Source organism: Polaromonas sp. P1_H6 (assembly GCF_056405195.1).
This window is the reverse complement of sequence record NZ_JBFUCN010000003.1, coordinates 18,713-31,376: the sequence shown is the minus strand read 5'-3', so window position 1 is coordinate 31,376 and position 12,664 is coordinate 18,713. Positions and strand designations below refer to the sequence as shown.

Below are 12,664 nucleotides of genomic sequence, written 5' to 3'. Positions count from 1 at the left end.
CACCCCCTGATGCCCACACTTCGATCCTTTGCCGAGGCCGTGATCCGGCGCCTGCCCGAGCGCCTGCAGCCCATGGTGCGCTGGCGCTTCATCAAGTTCGGCGTGGTGGGCGCCAGCGGAACGGTGGTCAACGTCGCGGTGCTGTACCTCGCGCAGGAGTTTTTGTTCAGCGGGATCGCGGACTTCCATGACCGGCTCAACTACTCCATCGCGCTGGCGATCACCGTCGCCACCATCAGCAACTTCTACTGGAACCGGCGCCTGACCTGGCGCGACCGCAAGCACGAAGTCCACCACTCGGCGCTGTTCCTGTTTTCCAAGTACGTGATGGCCGCCGGCCTGGCCATCGTGCTGCAGTCGCTGCTGACCAAGTGGCTGGCCCTGCACATGCACTACCTGCTGGCCAATGTGCTGGCCATCGTGCTGTCCAGCGTCTGCAATTTTGTGGCCAACGACCGCATGACTTTCCGCCGCCGCCGCGCCAAAATCGAGGCCGATGCCGCCGCGCACCCACCTCCCAACGATGTCCATGACAAGCCCTGAGCCCCTGAAAACACGCCTTCCCGCCCACCGTATCTGGATAGGGCTGGCCGTCCTGGTCGCCCTGGGTTACCTGTTCGGCCTGGGCGGCGACCACATCCCGCGCAACGGCGACGAGCTGGTCTACGCGCACATCGCGCGGCTGACGGCGGACACCGGCAAATGGCTGCCGCTGGTCAGTTCCTACGACTTCATGCGCAACACCAAGCCGCCCGTGCTGTTCTGGCAGGCCATGGTGGCCGGCGGCTGGGGCGAGCACTGGACGCTGCTCAACCTGCGCCTGCCCAGCATTGCCTACACCTGGGCCATCACCCTGATGACGGCGCTGCTGGCCTGGAAGATCGTCCAGGGCGAAACCGCACCGGCCGACCGCCGCCGCCACGCGTTGGCCATGGGCGCCATCGCTGCCATCGTCTACCTGTCTTTCTTCAGCACCTACCGCTACGGCCGGCCCTACCTGACCAGCGCGCCGGAAACCTTCTGGCTGTTCGGCGTGTTGTTCGCGGTTGCCTGGTCGCCGGCAAAACTGCTGGCCTCGCGCTGGGCGTTTCCGCTGCTGGCGGGCATCGCCATCGGCATCGGCTGCCTTTACAAGTCTTTTGTCATGGTGGTGCCGGTCGGCTTCGCGCTGGCGCTGTGCTACCAGCTTCTGGGTGCGCGCAAGGCGCCGTGGGATGTTTTCCGGCGCGGCATCGTGGTCGACGGCGTGAAGGTGGTCGCCATCTGCTTGCTGGCACTGGCGATTTTCGGCCTGTGGTTTGCCCTCGACCCGCAGCCGGGCGAAGTCTGGCGCGAGTTCGTCGTCGGCGAGAACGCCGGCAAGATGAATTCGTCAAAAGGCTACTTCGCCATCGCCTTCAGCGGCAGCAGCGGCATCCTGACCATCCTGACGGGCTACTACTCCAACGCGCTGTTCCTGTTGCCCGTCGCGGTCGGCTGCACCTGGGCCGCCTGGAAAGCCTGGCGCCAGCGCAAAGGCACCGGGCAAACCATCAGCGACACCGAAAAAGCCCTGTGGATCTGGCTGCTGGCCTTCGCGCTGGTGTTCATGGTGCCCACGCAGCGTTCCACGCGCTACCTGATTCCCGCCATGCCGGCGCTGGCGGTGCTGATTGCGTTGTACTGGGACCGCATTGCGCGCATCTGGTTCAGCCTGACCCTGGCGATCTGCCTCATAGGCGCGCTGGCCATGGGCCTGATCGGCTACGGCGGCGTGCGCGCCACGCAGGACGCGTGGCTGTTCTCACCGCTGTACTGGCTCTTCCTGGGCGTGCTGGCCGCCGCCTGCGTCGCGGGCATGTTCAAGCCCGGCTGGACCCGCCCCGTCGCCGCGCTCAGCAGTTTTGCGGTGCTGTTCGCGCTGGCCTGGGTCACCGCGCCGTTCAACGGCGACATGGGCCACTTCCGTGCGGAGACCAGCGCACTGCTCAAGGGCCAGGCCCTGTCGGTGCCCAGCAATTTCAACGGGCATTTCGAGCGCTACGAGTTCATCATCCCCGGCGCCAAAATTGTCCCCTACTTCGCCGCGCAGCCTGTGGACTACCAGGACGTCGACGCGCTCTTCAAGAACACCCGCTACGCGCTGGTACAGCGCCGCGCCGGGCAAAAACCCTGCGAGCAGTGCCGCGTCATCGACGAGCGCTGGGACCTGCGTTCGCGCCAGGACGAAAAAGAAGGTACGCTGGGCGCCTTCAAGTCGCCCGAAACCTTCTGGTACGCCAAAGAGTACCTGGTCGAACGCGCCGCGCCTTGATCACTCCCGATCCACCCTTGCAAAACTTCACCGAGGAAACACCCATGCCCCGATTCCAGAGACTTGCAGGGGCGTGGGCCCTGGTGGCCATGCTGGCGCTGGGCGGTTGCGCCACGGCCATCAAGCCGCATGAAACCAGCGGCGCACCCACGCTGGGTTTCCAGAACATGGCGCTCAACCCCGGCAATGGCGGGGAGCTGGTCGCCGCCGACGCACTGCAGCCGGGCGACATTATCCTGACAGCCGAAAACGGCCTGAACTCCGTCGGCATCCGCCTGATCACGCTCTCACCCGTGAGCCACGCGGCGGTCTACATGGGCAACCGGCAGATTGCGGAAGCCGTGGGATCGGGCATACGCATTCGCAGCGTGGATGCCCTGCTGCAAGACGAAGCGACGGTGGTGGCTTTTCGCCACCCCGACCTCACGGCCGGGCAGGCCGTCAAGATCAACACCTTTGTGGCCAGCCACGAAGGCAAGAAATACAACTACGTCGGTGTGATGCTGCAGGCCCCGTTCGCTCTGGAGCGGCGCATGTGCGAGCTGCCGCTGGTGCCGTCCATGGTGCGCGACTTCTGCATACGCGGCATCGCGGCCGTGCAGTTGGGCCTGGGGCGCAACGACCAGTTCTTCTGCTCACAGTTCATCCTGGAGGCCTACCGCAGCGCGGGCCTGCCGCTCACCGACGCCGACCCGCGCCTGATCAACCCCGGCGACCTGCTGCACATGCGGGAGGGCGACGTGCCCTCCATCATGATTCACAAGCCGCTGCGCTATGTGGGCCACCTTAAGGCTGCTCCGCAGGTGGTGGCTGCGGAGCAGCTGGAGCGGTAAGCCCCTAGGCGGTTAACCGCCCACGTGCATGGTGAACTGCGCGCCGTTGGACAGCTTGCACTGCCCAGTGCCCATGGTGGACGAGTTCATCTGGTAGCGGCAGCTGATGTAGTTGCCGCGGCTGCCGGATCCATTGGCCACGCCTTCGCGCACGGATGAACCCGCAATGCGTGTGGCTTCCCCATTAAAACTCTCACCGTTGATATTGGTGGTGAAGGTCCCGCGCCCGTTCATGTCGTTGGTCACCACCGCGCCCACCATGCCGTAGGCTTGGGCGGCATCATTCGACGGATAGAGCCGCGCCGCGAAGGTGGTGCTGGCCGGGATGGCCGGCGTGACGTACACCGTGGAAGTGACCGGCGGATGGCCGGGTTGGACCGGCACAACATAGCAGCCCGTCAGGGCCGTAGCGCCCAGCACCGCGGCGGCCAGAGCCGTGCGGCGCGTCAGGCGTGACAGGGAAAACAGGGAGGAATCAATCTTCATACATAACCCGAAGGCCCAAGCACATGCTTGTGGCCGCAGTGTGTGGCGGCCGGTCCAAAAGGTTGCATTAAAAGATACAAGATCATTCAATAGATACGAAAAGCATCAAAATCAGATACTTCACCGAAATTCCCGATACCAGCCGCCCGCGTAATAGCCGACGCACAGCGTAAAGATCCAGGCTCAGGCACCATCAAGCCATCCACCACTTTTCTGCCGTAAAGACCATGCAATACCGCCGCCTCGGAAACAGCAACCTCAAAGTCTCCGTCCTGTGCCTGGGCACCATGATGTTCGGCAAGCAGACGCCGCTTGAGGACGCGGCGCGCATCGTGGCATCGGCCCGCGAGCACGGGATCAACTTCATCGACACGGCCGACGTCTACAACCAGGGCCAGTCCGAGAAAGACGTAGGCCAGCTGCTGGCCGGCCAGCGGCAGCACTGGGTGCTGGCCAGCAAACTGGGCAACGCGGTCAGCGAGAACATCAACGAAAGCCACTACTCACGCCGCTGGCTGATCCAGCAGACCGACGCCATCCTGGCGCGGCTGCAGACCGATTACCTGGACATCCTCTACCTGCACCGCGACTACCACGAGGAAAACCTCGAGGAGGCGGTGCGCGCACTGGGCGACTTGATACGCGCGGGCAAGCTGCGCAGCTTCGGGCTGTCCAACTTCCGCGGCTGGCGCATTGCCGAGGTGGTGCGGCTGTGCAAGGAACTGGGTGTGCCGCAACCCACCGTGTGCCAGCCTTATTACAACCTGCTCAATCGCGGCCCGGAAGTCGAGATTCTGCCGGCCTGTGGCCACTACGGCCTGGGCGTGGTGCCTTACAGCCCCTTGGCGCGCGGCGTGCTCACCGGAAAATATCCACCCGGCCAGCCGCCGGCCGAAGGCACGCGCGCCGGCAGCGGCGACAAGCGCATCCTGGAGACCGAGTTCCGCGAAGAATCCCTGGTGATCGCGCAAAAGATCAAGGCGCGCTGCGAAGCCAAAGGCCAGGTCCCCGGCCAGTTCGCCGCGGCCTGGGTACTGGCCAACCCGCTGGTCAGCTCCGTCATCGTCGGGCCGCGCACGCTACCGCATCTGGAAGACGTGTACGGCGCGGTAGACCTGGTGCTGGACAAGGGCGACGAAGCCTTTGTCAACGAGCTGGTGGTACCCGGCCATGCATCCAGCCACGGCTACAACGACCCAGGTTACCCCTTCTTCGGCCGCGCGCTGCCCTGAGCCGGCATTGGCCTCAGATCCGGTACTGCGACCATAAGGTATTCGTGAACCGCGATGCTCCAATCTGTTGCCGCAGCGCGTTGAACATGGGTGCCTGCGGGTAAGCACGAAGAAATTGTTCCTGTGTCGCATGCAGCTGGTACGGCAGGTAGTAGCTGCCTTCATGCGACAGTGCCATGTCGATCATTGAACGGGTCCATTGCCCGGCATGTTGCTGCGCATGGAACGACACGCCCTGTTTATAGTAAATCACGAAGGAAAACACATCCTGCCTGGCCCAAGCCATCAACACCGCGCGGTCGGCCGGGGAGTGGCGTATTGAGACATTCACCGCGCCCGTGGGGGTCGATTGCAACAGGCTGGACATCTTTCGCGCGAAGCTTGCGAAGTGGCGCTCCGGGACAAAGCACTCCTGCAAAACATAGCTTGAAAAATCCCGGCTTGCGGGCTCAAGCTGTGCAACATCAAGGCTGGCCTCGTAGTTGCGCCACACCACGGCCGGCTTGTCCTCGATGGAAGCGGCTTTTTCACGAAGCGACGCCCCGCCAGGCAACTCCGTCATGGCCCAGAAGAAAAGTTTCTCTTTGGTGTAGGGGCGGCCCGGCGGCGTCAACCTCTCAGCGACGGTCAAGGGCTTGTCGGTCCGTGACCATGTGACGCAATGCGGATGGTCAAACCGGTCCGGGAATAAATCGGCGTTGTGCAATAGCGCATTCGGGTTGGACTGGACTTTTTCGCGAAACCAGTCCGGATAGTCCTCAATGGGAACGCGGCTCGTCGATCTTTCTATCCGGAAGTTTTCGTCGAGATTGAGCTCAACTTCCGTGATGACCCCGACTCCCCCGTACCCGCCCAGGGCGGCATGAAAAAGTTCTGAATGAGTTTGTCTGCTGGCCTCAATCACCTCGCCGTCAGGCAAGACGATCTGCAAGGCCCGGACGGAACGGCTGACAGACCCGTGCCCCACATAACGCCCATGGCAGTTCACCGACACCGAGCCTCCCACCGTGAAACTGGCGTAGCTCTGCATGGTCTGGACCGCCAGTCCCTGTGGGTCGATGATTGTTTGCAAATCACGCCACCGCATCCCAGCCTGGACCCTGGCGATTCGTTTGGCGGGGTCGATTTTCACCACGCCGTTCATCGCGCGCATATCCAGCTGCAAGCCGCCGTGAATGGCGGTCTGTCCCCCCATGCTGAACCTGCCGCCACCAACGCTCACCTGGCCTTGCCATTTCTTCAAGGCCTGCCGGACGTCATCGGTCCCCCGGATTTCCGCGATTCCAGCCGTCTTCACCGAGCTGAGGTGGGTGACATTGCACACACTCAGCGGATCGGCCGGACACTTTGCCTCGGCATTCAGTTGCGCCAGCGCCGCGCCGCCGGCAATAGCCGATAGCGCCCTCCTGCGTGATGGATCAAAGCGCATTTAGAACATATCCGAGAATAAAAAATAACGACGCTCCATGCGTGAGGAACGCGGGTGGAGGGACATATCCCAACAAGGTTTGATTTTTAAACTTAGAAAAAATCTGTTTGATGAGCCACAAGTGAGCGCTCGAATTCGTTGACTGCACCAAAGGTAGGAAACTGAGGCGCCATCTGCCGGCCCAGGTCCCAGCTGCGCCATGCGCGCGGCATGTCGAAGCTGCCAATCAAACTGTCTCCTAAATCTTTGTAAACGCCGGCGATACAGGGGTTGATCGTGAGCACCTCCAAAAAGAGCTGCCTGGCAACCGGGTCACCCAGCATGGCGCGATGATTGGCTTCAAAAATTTTGAGGACATGGGCCTTTGCAGGCGCTGCCAACTGGAGTTCCTGAAATACTTTGATCGCGCTGGGCAGGCTTTCCTTCGTTTTGTGAGACAAAGCCTCACCCAACTTCTTGACCGCAGGGTCCGATGACAGCAGCGCCTTTTGCTCGGGCGTGAGCGGCGCAATTCCCTCTCCGGTCATCAAAGCCCACTCGATGCTGCCCAGGTAAGCGTCCAGCAAGCGAGCTTCACGCCAAGCGGCTACCAATTCCGTTTTGCTGCGCTGCCTGGCAAGCACGCACTCTGCGTTGGTCATGAGCGCGGCCTGGTCCAGTACCCGATCGACAGGATCCGTCGAAGCAGAGACAGGGCGCAGAGGAAAGGCCATGAGGTCCAGGGGCTTTTCATGAAGCGGCTGAACCGACTTCACCACAAAGCGGTGGGTACTGACACCCGCCTGGCGTGTCACCAACTCGAACTGCGAGGCGATCGTCTGATTTTTAGCCAAGGCCGCCAGAATCTGCGGGTGGCCTCCATAGACATAACGCATGAACTGGGCAAACATGATCGCCTCTTTGGGTGATACGGAACTGCCCCGCAAACTCCGGCGAAACAAAACACCAGACGAACTGGAAAACACTTCTTCGTCCCCCTTCGTGGTGACTTGCAGGGCAGGCGATGATTTGTCTTGTATCGACAAGGCATGTTCGTTGTCGACCGGGCCCTTGGCCTGTTGATCGATCTTCGCCGCGGCTAGGACTTTGTCTATCGAAATACGATTGCGAAGCTCAAGCACACGAAAACCCACCGTGTCATAAAGCGAGTATTCCACTCTTGTTTTTGTGAGGTGATCGATTACCACCCGCCGGCGCTTGTCAAAGTCGTAAACGCTGGTTTGTTGGGCTGAATTCACCACAAAGTAGTTTTCAGCCAGCGTCACATTCAAAACAGCATGGCTATCGGCAGGTGTGTTTTTACTGCCCTTTTCCGCCTCGACGTGGCTGTTGACCTCCAACGCCACGCTCACATCGGCATGCACCGAAGACATCATCAAGAAACACAGTGCGGTCAAGCTGTAACGTTGTAATGAATTCATAGGTGGCAGGTGGTTTCGGTTTCAAATTACGGACAAGCTCTTAATTGGCACCGCAAGCGTGGCAGAACCTGGCGAAGGCGCTCTTGCGCGTGGAGCACGTCGCACAACGGTCGAACAGGCTGATACCGCAGTGCGGACAAAAATCGATCTCCGGATTTTTCAGGTCCACAGCCCGCTCGCAGCCGGGGCACACGCTTTTTGACAGGCGCGTGAGCGCTGTGTCGTAGCTCAGCTCCTCGCGGCGCTGCGCGTCTGGCAGTTGCTCGGTGAGTTTCTGCTTTTCGAGGTAGCGGTTCAGCGCGATGATGGCCTGCCGGCCCACCAGCGCCGTGACGGCAATGCCCACGATGTAGCGCACATAGCCGCCATAGCTTGGCAGGTAAGGCACCAGCTCGACGAAGAAGGCGAACACCGCGAAGAAAATAAAGCCCCAGACAAAAGGCCAGTACGTTCCCTTGCGTTTTTTCGCGAACAGCCAGCCGGCCGCCACCAGCAGCGGAAGCGTCAGGGCCAGGCGGTACAGGAAGACGCGCAGTTCCACGCGCCGGTATTCCGCGCTGAGCAGCACTTGCGCGGCATCCTCCATCTCCCTGAGCTTGCGGCGCTCGCGGGCCGCGCCCTGGCGCGCATCGAGCGCGGCCTGCTGCTGGGCTTCAACGGCGACGCCGGCCGCGCGTTCACGGTCTTTGAGCACATCCAGCGCCCGCGTGCGCGACAGCAGTTCCGGGTCCTGGTCGGCCAGCTGCGTGGCGTGGCGGGTGGACAGCCAGTTGTTAAAGGTCTCGCGTGCCGCAGCCGAGTCAGCCTGCGCCATCCGGCGCTTGAGCTGGGCCTGCTCGAGCGCGGTCTGCGCATCCTGCCCGGCGCGCTCGGCGGCCTTGATGGCGTTGCGCAGCGCGGTTCTGGCGTTCGCATCCATGTAGTCGTCAAGCGAGAGCTGCTTCTCGACCTTGGGCAGGTCGCCCACCACGGTGCCGCCCAGCCCGACCAGGAAGCCGGCGAACACAAAGGCCACCACCCAGAGGCCACGGTGCATCCATTTTTCCGTCAATCGCAAAGTATTGGCCATGCTTATCTCCGTTTCATGGGGATGACGGGCGCGCGGGTCACAGCTTGACGACCGTCACGGGCTTGCCATCCGTCATGCGTGCCCGTTGCAGCCAGTCAAAGACCGAATCCACCGTGACGGTTTCAATGCGGTCGGAAAAGCGCTTGTCGTTGGGATGGTCGTCAAACGCGACGTTCGCCGCGGTCATGCGGCCGCCCAGCCGGGTCAAGGGCCCCAGCTTGAGCGCCGTGGGCTCATAGCCCTTGAACTGCAGCCAGGCTTGCGCTTTCTCGCGTGTCGTCACGCCAGGCTCCGCGGCGGCGGCCATGGTTTCAATCGCCCACTGGTTGGATTGCTGGTATTTGCGGCCCCAGGCGTAACTCACGATGCTGTAGGGCTTGTGATGCATGGTTGTGAGCCGCGCCGGGTCCTGCAGCAAGGCCAGCAGTTGCGCCTGGACCTGCGGCGAAGGCGCGACCCAAGCCGCCTCGAAGCGCCACAAATCGTCAAGGAAGAACTCGCCCAGCCCCTGGCGGTAAACCGCCGAGTCGCTGGTGCCGCAGGTATTGAGCTTGTGCACCACGCGCCAGGTCATGCCGCCCTGCCCGTCGGGCAACTGGTAGGCCAATCCAAGGTGCGAATAGCGCACGCCGTATTTGCTAAGGTCTTGCCCGGCCCGCGCCAGCAGCACGACTTTTTCACCGCTGGCGTTGAGCGAGGCCAGGGTTTTTTCTGCCAGCACCATGGCGCGCTCGACGGTCTGGGGCGTGGTCTTGCGGGCTTCGCAGGAACGCCCGGCATGGGCGGCCGGCGCCGCGCCGAGGACGGCAGCCGCAAGCAACAAGGGCAAAAGAGATTTGAAGATTTTCATGGTGTGGCGCCGTTTACTGCGTCAGGCGTTCGTTGTGCAACAAGGCTCTGCCCAACGCATTGGGAATAAAGGCGATCGCCTCCCCCGCTGCCGACAGCACCACACCCGCACCCACCACGCTGACCACCACCACCGTCCCGGCCACCATGGATACGCCCGCCACACCCCTGCCCACCACCTCGATGCTGGCACGCGCGCCGTCGGAAGCGCGCTCCAGCACGTACAGGGTTCCGCGAGCCGTGCTTTCCACGGCCTTGACCACCAGCACCGTGCCCGCCGTGGACAACACGACCGGGATGGCCACCACGGCGCCTGCGGCGGCGCTGGCGCCGACCACAACGGAGGCCACCGGCAGGGCCGACACGGCGCTCAGGGCCGAGGCCTCGGATTGCGCCTGTGCGCTGAACGAGGCGGCGCTTCCCACCAGGGTAAGGCTGGCGGCGACCAAATATGTGGCCAATCGATTTTTCATGATGACTCCTTGTTTCGGGGTGTTGTGTTTATTCGTTGGCCGCGTGGCTGCGGGCGGCACGGCCCAGGCGGGCTTCGCTGAGGTCGGCCTCATGGCGGTCGCGCAGGGTCTTGGCCAGCGTGAAGCTGCAGGTGATCAGGTAAAGCCAGCTCACGCCCAGGAAGGCCTTGTAGGTCTCGTTGATCTCCATGCGCCACAGGCCCCAGCCGGTCAGCGACATGGCCAGGAAGAAGCCGCCCCACACCACCAGCTTGAACATAGGCGTGTCGGCCAGCTTGCCTTCGGCCCTGCTTTGCTCCTGGTCACGCACATACTTGGCCAGCACAAAGGCGGCCGACAGGCAGAAGAAATAACCCATGACCATGAAGGCGCGGTCCAGGTCCTTGCCGGGCAGCCACGACAGGCCCACGGCGCAGAGGAAAACGGCGATCAGGAAAGATGCCCAGACCTGTAATTGCCAGGGCTTGGAGTCACGGTGTATCAGTGTCTGCATAAAAACCTTTCCGGTGTTGAGGAGGCCCTAATGTGCGCCGCCTTACCGGAAAAGCTTGCAGATAGCGATACAGTTTCCCTTAAATGACCGAAAAGCATCGAATTTCGATACCCTTCGGGGTTCTCAGGCCTCAAGCAGCGCCGCGACACGGGCGCGCAAAATCTCGGGCTGCACCTCAGCCGGCGCCAGCGCCGGGCCAGTGTTCAGCCCCACCCGGTTGAACAGTCCGCGGCGAAAAGGCTTGGCCATCGCGGTCCCGCTTTCAACGCGGCTGAAAAACGATCCCCAGAGATTGGTCAGCGCCATGGGCACGACCGGCACCTGCAGCCCGTCGCGCTCGGCGTTTTCCAGGATCTTCATGATGCCGCCCTTGAAGGCCTGGAGTTCGCCGTTTTTGGTGATGCCGCCTTCGGGGAAGATCGCCAGCAGGTCGCCGTCGCGCAGAACTTTGGCGGCCGCCTCGAAGGCCGCTTCGTACAGCGCCGGGTCTTCGGTGCGCGGTGCGATCGGGATGGCCTTGGCCAGGCGGAACAGCCAGCCGAGCACCGGCATTTTGAAGATGCGGTGGTCCATCACGAAATAGATGGGGCGCGGGCTGGCGGCCATCAGCAGCACTGGGTCGACAAAACTCACGTGGTTGCAGGTCAGCACGGCCGCGCCCTGCGCCGGGATATTGTCGTCGCCGGTGATCTTGAAGCGGTAAACCAGGCGCGAGGCGATGAGCGCGATGAAGCGCAGCAGGTACTCGGGCACCAGCATGAAGATGTAGAAAGCCACCACCGCATTGGCCAGGCCAACGAAGAGGAATATCTGCGGAATGCTGAAGCCGGCTTTGAGCAAGCCGCCGGCCAGGATGGCGCTGACGATCATGAACAGCGCGTTGAGAATATTGTTGGCCGCGATGATGCGGGCCCGGTGCGTGGGCTGGCTGCGCAGCTGGATCAGCGCATACATGGGCACGCTGTACAGGCCCGCGAACAGGCTCAGCAACGCGAGGTCTATCATCACGCGCCAATGCGCATGCTGCGACATGAATTCGCCCACGCTCATGATGGCCACGGCGGGCAGGCCGCGCGAAGCGAAATACAGGTCCACCGCGAACACGCTCATGCCGATGGCGCCCACCGGCACCAGGCCGATTTCAACGTGGCGCTTGCTGAGCACCTCGCAGAGCAGCGAGCCGGTGGCGATGCCGATGGAGAACACGACCAGCAGCAGGGATGCCACCTGTTCGTTGCCGTGCAGCACTTCCTTGGCAAAACTCGGGAACTGGCTCAAAAACACGGCGCCGAAAAACCACATCCAGCTGATGCCCAGCATGGAGCGAAACACCACCAGATTGCCGTTGGCGAGCTTGAGGTTGCGCCAGGTTTCGGTGACCGGGTTCCAGTTGATCTTGAGGTCCGGGTCGGTCGCCGGCGTGAGCGGAATGAACTGCGAGACCAGCCGGCCCACCAGGGCCAGGCCCACACAGGCCATCGCCACATAGTCGGGCCCGACCTGCGGCACGGCCACCATCAGCCCGCCCACAACCTGGCCCAGCAGGATGGCCACAAAGGTGCCCATCTCGACCATGCCGTTGCCGCCCGTCAGCTCGCGCTCGTTGAGGGCCTGCGGCAGGTAGGCGAACTTGACCGGTCCGAAGATCGTGGAATGCAGCCCCATCAGGAAGGTGCAGCCCAGCAGCACCGGCACCTGGACGTTGGCGTTGTCGCTCATGAAGCCGACGGCCGCGATCAGCATGATGACCACTTCGAGGTTCTTGACGAAACGGATGACGCGCGTTTTTTCGAACTTGTCGGTGAGCTGGCCGCTGGTGGCCGAAAACAGCAAAAACGGCAGGATGAACAGCGCACCGATCACCAACCCGGCCATCGCGGGCTGCAGCCAGCTCACGCTGAGCTGGTAGGTCACCATCACGGTGAAGGCGAACTTGAAGAGGTTGTCATTGGCCGCACCGGAGAACTGCGTCCAGAAAAAGGGCGCGAAGCGGCGCTGCTTAAGCAGCGCGAACTGGTTCGGGTGCCCCTGGACAGGCGGTGGCGACACCGGTGCGGCGCTATCAACACTCATGCTTGACTCCTCG

Annotated in this window: 12 protein-coding genes; 4 read left to right on the top strand and 8 right to left on the bottom strand. The window is 62.5% G+C overall.

Going from position 1 to position 12,664, the window contains the following annotated elements; translation table 11 throughout:
* The first annotated feature begins 9 nt into the window (after positions 1 to 9).
* Genes AC1D1F_RS03795 through AC1D1F_RS03785 form a run of 3 tightly spaced genes read left to right on the top strand, consistent with a single transcriptional unit; the run spans position 10 to position 3,126 of the window.
* Positions 10 to 543 carry a GtrA family protein gene (locus AC1D1F_RS03795; protein ID WP_477675539.1) on the top strand — a complete coding sequence of 178 codons (534 nt, stop codon included), beginning with the start codon at positions 10 to 12 and terminating at the stop codon, positions 541 to 543.
* Positions 530 to 2,293: an ArnT family glycosyltransferase gene (locus tag AC1D1F_RS03790; RefSeq protein ID WP_477675538.1), complete on the top strand. Its 1,764-nt coding sequence runs from the start codon at positions 530 to 532 to the stop codon at positions 2,291 to 2,293. Before AC1D1F_RS03795 ends, AC1D1F_RS03790 begins: the two co-directional genes overlap by 14 nt.
* 44 nt (positions 2,294 to 2,337) lie before the next feature.
* Positions 2,338 to 3,126: a C40 family peptidase gene (locus tag AC1D1F_RS03785; RefSeq protein ID WP_477675537.1), complete on the top strand. Its 789-nt coding sequence runs from the start codon at positions 2,338 to 2,340 to the stop codon at positions 3,124 to 3,126.
* A gap of 12 nt (positions 3,127 to 3,138) precedes the next feature.
* Here the strand turns inward: AC1D1F_RS03785 and AC1D1F_RS03780 are convergent, their stop codons facing one another.
* The gene (locus tag AC1D1F_RS03780; RefSeq protein ID WP_477675536.1) at positions 3,139 to 3,612 is read right to left on the bottom strand and encodes a hypothetical protein; all 474 of its coding nucleotides are present in this window, start codon (positions 3,610 to 3,612) and stop codon (positions 3,139 to 3,141) included.
* 227 nt (positions 3,613 to 3,839) lie between these two features.
* On the opposite strand from AC1D1F_RS03780, the gene AC1D1F_RS03775 reads away from it, so the two are divergent.
* Entirely contained in the window at positions 3,840 to 4,844 is a 1,005-nt protein-coding gene (locus AC1D1F_RS03775) for an aldo/keto reductase (protein ID WP_477675535.1), read from the top strand.
* A 13-nt stretch (positions 4,845 to 4,857) separates the two neighbouring features.
* On the opposite strand, the gene AC1D1F_RS03770 is transcribed toward AC1D1F_RS03775, so the two are convergent.
* The 7 genes from AC1D1F_RS03770 to AC1D1F_RS03740 all read right to left on the bottom strand — a co-directional run bounded on the left by AC1D1F_RS03770 (position 4,858) and on the right by AC1D1F_RS03740 (position 12,651).
* Positions 4,858 to 6,273, bottom strand: a complete 1,416-nt coding sequence (locus tag AC1D1F_RS03770) for an FAD-binding oxidoreductase (protein WP_477675534.1) — start codon at positions 6,271 to 6,273, stop codon at positions 4,858 to 4,860.
* A 92-nt stretch (positions 6,274 to 6,365) separates the two neighbouring features.
* Positions 6,366 to 7,694, bottom strand: coding sequence for a hypothetical protein (locus AC1D1F_RS03765; RefSeq protein WP_477675533.1), 1,329 nt, complete (start codon positions 7,692 to 7,694; stop codon positions 6,366 to 6,368).
* Between the two features lie 40 nt (positions 7,695 to 7,734).
* Positions 7,735 to 8,763, bottom strand: coding sequence for a serine endopeptidase (locus tag AC1D1F_RS03760; protein ID WP_477675532.1), 1,029 nt, complete (start codon positions 8,761 to 8,763; stop codon positions 7,735 to 7,737).
* A 37-nt stretch (positions 8,764 to 8,800) separates the two neighbouring features.
* Entirely contained in the window at positions 8,801 to 9,613 is an 813-nt protein-coding gene (locus AC1D1F_RS03755) for a DUF2145 domain-containing protein (protein ID WP_477675531.1), read from the bottom strand.
* 13 nt (positions 9,614 to 9,626) lie between these two features.
* Positions 9,627 to 10,085, bottom strand: coding sequence for a hypothetical protein (locus AC1D1F_RS03750; protein WP_477696753.1), 459 nt, complete (start codon positions 10,083 to 10,085; stop codon positions 9,627 to 9,629).
* Between the two features lie 28 nt (positions 10,086 to 10,113).
* A complete protein-coding gene (locus AC1D1F_RS03745; protein ID WP_477653852.1) occupies positions 10,114 to 10,578 on the bottom strand; it encodes a YiaA/YiaB family inner membrane protein in 465 nt (154 codons plus the stop codon).
* 123 nt (positions 10,579 to 10,701) lie between these two features.
* Positions 10,702 to 12,651 carry an MFS transporter gene (locus tag AC1D1F_RS03740; RefSeq protein WP_477678472.1) on the bottom strand — a complete coding sequence of 650 codons (1,950 nt, stop codon included), beginning with the start codon at positions 12,649 to 12,651 and terminating at the stop codon, positions 10,702 to 10,704.
* Between the last annotated feature and the right edge of the window lie 13 nt (positions 12,652 to 12,664).

Coding starts and splice junctions, on each gene's coding strand:
- AC1D1F_RS03795 (WP_477675539.1), top strand. CDS start 10: ATGCCCACACTTCGATCCTTTGCCGAGGCCGTGATCCGGCGCCTGCCC.
- AC1D1F_RS03790 (WP_477675538.1), top strand. CDS start 530: ATGACAAGCCCTGAGCCCCTGAAAACACGCCTTCCCGCCCACCGTATC.
- AC1D1F_RS03785 (WP_477675537.1), top strand. CDS start 2,338: ATGCCCCGATTCCAGAGACTTGCAGGGGCGTGGGCCCTGGTGGCCATG.
- AC1D1F_RS03780 (WP_477675536.1), bottom strand. CDS start 3,612: ATGAAGATTGATTCCTCCCTGTTTTCCCTGTCACGCCTGACGCGCCGC.
- AC1D1F_RS03775 (WP_477675535.1), top strand. CDS start 3,840: ATGCAATACCGCCGCCTCGGAAACAGCAACCTCAAAGTCTCCGTCCTG.
- AC1D1F_RS03770 (WP_477675534.1), bottom strand. CDS start 6,273: ATGCGCTTTGATCCATCACGCAGGAGGGCGCTATCGGCTATTGCCGGC.
- AC1D1F_RS03765 (WP_477675533.1), bottom strand. CDS start 7,694: ATGAATTCATTACAACGTTACAGCTTGACCGCACTGTGTTTCTTGATG.
- AC1D1F_RS03760 (WP_477675532.1), bottom strand. CDS start 8,763: ATGGCCAATACTTTGCGATTGACGGAAAAATGGATGCACCGTGGCCTC.
- AC1D1F_RS03755 (WP_477675531.1), bottom strand. CDS start 9,613: ATGAAAATCTTCAAATCTCTTTTGCCCTTGTTGCTTGCGGCTGCCGTC.
- AC1D1F_RS03750 (WP_477696753.1), bottom strand. CDS start 10,085: ATGAAAAATCGATTGGCCACATATTTGGTCGCCGCCAGCCTTACCCTG.
- AC1D1F_RS03745 (WP_477653852.1), bottom strand. CDS start 10,578: ATGCAGACACTGATACACCGTGACTCCAAGCCCTGGCAATTACAGGTC.
- AC1D1F_RS03740 (WP_477678472.1), bottom strand. CDS start 12,651: ATGAGTGTTGATAGCGCCGCACCGGTGTCGCCACCGCCTGTCCAGGGG.